This window comes from Acidithiobacillus sp. HP-11 (assembly GCF_015100075.1).
GTDB lineage: Bacteria > Pseudomonadota > Gammaproteobacteria > Acidithiobacillales > Acidithiobacillaceae > Acidithiobacillus > Acidithiobacillus thiooxidans.
Genome location: NZ_JACKYY010000088.1, coordinates 1 through 4173, shown reverse-complemented (window position 1 = coordinate 4173; position 4173 = coordinate 1). Strand labels below are relative to the sequence as shown.

Below are 4173 nucleotides of genomic sequence, written 5' to 3'. Positions count from 1 at the left end.
GCGTACTCCTTATGTTGCTCTTTGAGTCGGAAACCCTTTGTAGCAACAGTACGCCACCTCATTCAAGCCAGTTGTAACGCGCCCGTACACCACTTTCGAGCATAGCTCGGGTATTCATGTGCGTGTCGCCTCTCATGCCTGCATCATGAATATGATTACTCATGTACATCCTGGCAACAGGATTGCTCTTCTTTTAGGGCAAACACTTGAACTAGCGGAAATCTCTAAGTATTGTGACACCTGTAACACATATGAAGCAATTTCTTTATTAATATAATGGAGTGTTTTAATTTTTTGTTAATCTATTTATCATGAGAATGTTCACTATTATAATGATTTTTAATGAATATTTTTTAAAATGTCATGATATTGTAAATACAGGAGACTATCCATCCATGCATACGCCAGATACACTTTCGCTGAAACCTTCTTGCAGCCGCTGCAAGGAGGAAGAGCCATTGGGCTTCGAATTTACCTTTGCGTTCCAACCCATCGTGCATGCAGGGGAACGTCGCGTGGTTGCCTACGAGGCACTGGTGCGCGGACCACAAGGTGAACCGGCGTCTTCCATCCTCGAACAACTCAACGATGCCAATCGCTATCGCTTTGATCAGAATTGTCGGATAAAAGCGGTACAACTTGCCGCAAAGCTGGGGATGTCCTGTGATCTGAACATCAACTTTTTCCCCAATGCCGTTTATCAGCCTGAACAGTGTATCCGCACCACCCTCTGGGCTGCAGAAAAGTACGGGTTTCCCATCAGTCAGATCGTTTTTGAAGTTACCGAAGGTGAAAAAATCCAGGATCATGAACATCTTCGCCGTATCATTGATTATTATCAAAAATTAGGATTTCGAACGGCTATCGATGATTTTGGTGCGGGTTATGCGGGGCTCAATTTGCTGGCGAACTACCTGCCCGATTATATCAAACTCGACCGGGAGCTGATTATTGATATTGACCGACATGAACGCCGTCAGGCCATTGTCCATGGTATACAACTGACCTGCCGGGAACTGAATATCGGCATTCTGGCAGAAGGTGTGGAAACGCTTGCGGAATATCGCTGGTTGCGTATGCAAGGTATTGACCTGTTTCAGGGATATTGGTTTGCGAAGCCTGGATTTGAAACGCTGCCAGAGGTACCCGACGAATGTTACATTACCTCCGCGCATTCAGCAGAAAGGTCTGAATAATTATACAGCATGGCATATATCACCCGATAGCTTTCCCAGTGAAGAAGGAGTTACTTCGATCAACCAAAAAGGTTCAATGGATAATCAATCCCCCCTAAAAATCTGGTTAGATATTTTTTCCAGCATGAGTAAGGCCCCATTCGCAGGAAGTGTAGACCTGCCTTGGGATCAGGCCCAAAAGCGGCTTATGGACCAGATGTTGAGCAGTCTGGATCAAAGCGGGCTGTTTCATACCTGCGCCATCGCTCGGGCCGATACCGGTCACATTTTGCGGCCTTTAGCGGTTTCCGGTCCAGTACAACAAATAGTTCTGGAGAATGTTGCTGTACTGTTTTCGCCAGACCATCCTCATGCGCGCAGCATGACGGCACGGGCTCAGGTTGAGGACCGTACCTTGCTCGTGACTGACTATGTGCACAGCGAATATTTGCAACATCCCGATCTGGCTGGATGGCGACAGGCGATAGAAGCCATTGGCATCCAGTGGCTTCTGGCCACGCCGATCCATCGACATGCCGCTGTTTGGGGGGTGCTGGTGTTGAGCGGCTTACAAGATGAGCCGCCGGAACTCATGGCCGACAGTGCGGAAAAGATGGCTGTGTTCATTGCTGATGCCATGGAGCATCTGGAAACACGTCGAAATGAACAACAGTATCGGGAAACCCTCAAAAATCTAGCGCATACCGATGCTTTAACCGATCTGCCCAATCGACGGGCGCTGGAAACGCAGATGGAGCAAGCCATGCTCCGCGCCATTCGTCACAATCGTCTTCTGGCGGTCTGTATGCTGGATTTGGACGATTTTAAGCCAATCAATGACACCTATGGTCATGAGATAGGCGATGAAGTATTGGTGACCTTAGGTAAACGTTTGACCGATATGTTGCGCAAATCTGATTTTATTGCCCGTTACGGGGGCGATGAATTCGTACTCCTGCTGGAAGATTTGGCGGGGCATGCAGACCTTGCGCAACTCCTTAAAAAAATTGAAGGGACCATCACCACACCGATCCTTCTGAGTAATGGTGAAAGCGTTCAGGTTGGGGCAAGTATGGGTGTCGTGCTGTATCCTTTTGCCGATACAGACCAAGCGGATCAGCTGTTGCGCTGGTCTGATCAGGCGCTCTATGAAATCAAAGCCCACAAAGCGGATCGAGAAAATTGCTGGGCACTTTTCGGTGAGGAAAACTTCGCAGATCAGCGTAATCCCGCACAGGTCCTGCTGGATAACGGCGCATTGGAGGTCTGGTATCAACCAATTCTGGATAGCCGCAAAGGCAAGATAGTCGGCATCGAAGCTTTGGCACGCCTGCGGGATGAAAACGGGACTATTTGGCCTCCAGCCCGGTTTTTGCCGCAATTACACGGTGAAGACTTTTCTGATCTCAACAAACAGGTATTAACCCAAGCATTGAAGGATCTCTCGATACTGGATGCCCAAGGATGGCCTTTATGGGTCTCCGTCAATCTGGATCCACGTTCGCTGTCGGGGTCTTGCATCACTTGCTTACGTGAAATACTCGGCGAAAGCACGGTAGATGCATCACGCATCACACTGGAAATTCTTGAGGGAGAGGATTTTCTGGAGCGGCAGACCGCGTTGGAATTGCTCCTGGAAATAAAAGCATTAGGCTTTCGCCTGGCGCTTGATGATGTGGGAAGTGCCTACAGCTCTCTGCTCCGCATGAAGGAACTGCCTATTGACGAAATCAAGCTCGACCAGGGTTTTGTCCGCTCCCTCGAACAGCGACCGCAGGACCTTCATTTCTTGAACACCATTCAGGATCTGGCCAACGGCATGCAGGTAGATCTCGTGGTAGAGGGTGTAGAGACTGAAGATATCCTGGATGCAGTCACCGTTATGGGAAGCACGCTTCTGCAAGGTTACGCCATTGCCAGGCCTATGCCGTTCGCAGAATTGCAGGCATTCCTCAAGCACAGCGTTTTCCCGCACCGACATCGACCCATCAGTTTGCTTGGACTGTATGCTACGCGTCTTGCTCAACACGAAGCGCTGAAAAAAACCATCATTCGCTCTCCACGCGCAGTAGATTACCTGACTCTGGCTGATGCCACGGTCTGCCCCCTCCATGGAGATATCCATCGCTTGGGACAGGATAACGTAAACCGTCTGGATCATCTGCATCGAAATTACCACCGCGCCATTGCCGTAATGGATGCCCTTATGCTGGCTGCTCCAAGTGGTGCAGATTGGAGTGTTGTTGATCAAGCTGTAGAGGCTTTTGAACAGGCTATTGTGAAAACTTATTTTGAAGAAAAAAGCAAAAAACAACAGACATCATAGGGTGAAACCGGAATCTTGTTAGTGCTTCATCAGACCGTTTTTGAGCATCTTCAACTGGCGCTCGTCATCGCAGGATAAACCAGGGATTACGATTCTCAAAAAACTGCGATTTATAGCCATCGTGATGAGTTGGGAGAACATGATGGTCAAGTCGCCGAATGACCGCTTCCGCTGCATTGCCCTCGCCATCCTATCTTCAGCACCAGATGCCTGCGCATGTCCCATATTGGGACCAGACTCCTGCCATGCGAGTTATTGCCGTGTCCACGCTCCGGGACTTCTGGAAGCTCCACCCCAGTGCCGAGCTGCCTCTAAGGGCTTGGTACGGGGAGGTTGTGAATGCGACATGGACTCAACCCGCAGATATCAAGGCACAGTATCCTAGTGCCGGCGTGCTGAAGAACCGCCGGGTTGTTTTCAACATCAAAGGCAATGATTATCGGCTGATCGTCGCTGTGTCATACAAGTTACAGATTATCTATGTAAAGTTTGCCGGCACTCACAAAGACTATGACGCAGGAGCTATGCTCGAAAGTGGTGTACGGGCGCGTTACAACTGGCTTGAATGAGGTGGCGTACTGTTGCTACAAAGGGTTTCCGACTCAAAGAGCAACATAAGGAGTACGCCGTGGAAAAGAATACCNGTCTCTTATACACATCTCCGAGCCCACG

At 49.3% G+C, this 4173-nt stretch carries 3 protein-coding genes; all 3 read left to right on the top strand.

What is annotated here, in order from left to right:
• Window positions 1–395 precede the first annotated feature (395 nt).
• The 3 genes from H7F08_RS14910 (at window position 396) to H7F08_RS14900 (ending at window position 4070) form a co-directional block, all read left to right on the top strand.
• Window positions 396–1196 carry an EAL domain-containing protein gene (locus tag H7F08_RS14910; RefSeq protein WP_050816124.1) on the top strand — a complete coding sequence of 267 codons (801 nt, stop codon included), beginning with the start codon at window positions 396–398 and terminating at the stop codon, window positions 1194–1196.
• A gap of 76 nt (window positions 1197–1272) precedes the next feature.
• A complete protein-coding gene (locus H7F08_RS14905; protein ID WP_193640971.1) occupies window positions 1273–3501 on the top strand; it encodes a putative bifunctional diguanylate cyclase/phosphodiesterase in 2229 nt (742 codons plus the stop codon).
• 158 nt (window positions 3502–3659) lie between these two features.
• Window positions 3660–4070 carry a type II toxin-antitoxin system HigB family toxin gene (locus tag H7F08_RS14900; protein ID WP_319803982.1) on the top strand — a complete coding sequence of 137 codons (411 nt, stop codon included), beginning with the start codon at window positions 3660–3662 and terminating at the stop codon, window positions 4068–4070.
• The last annotated feature ends 103 nt before the right edge of the window (window positions 4071–4173 follow it).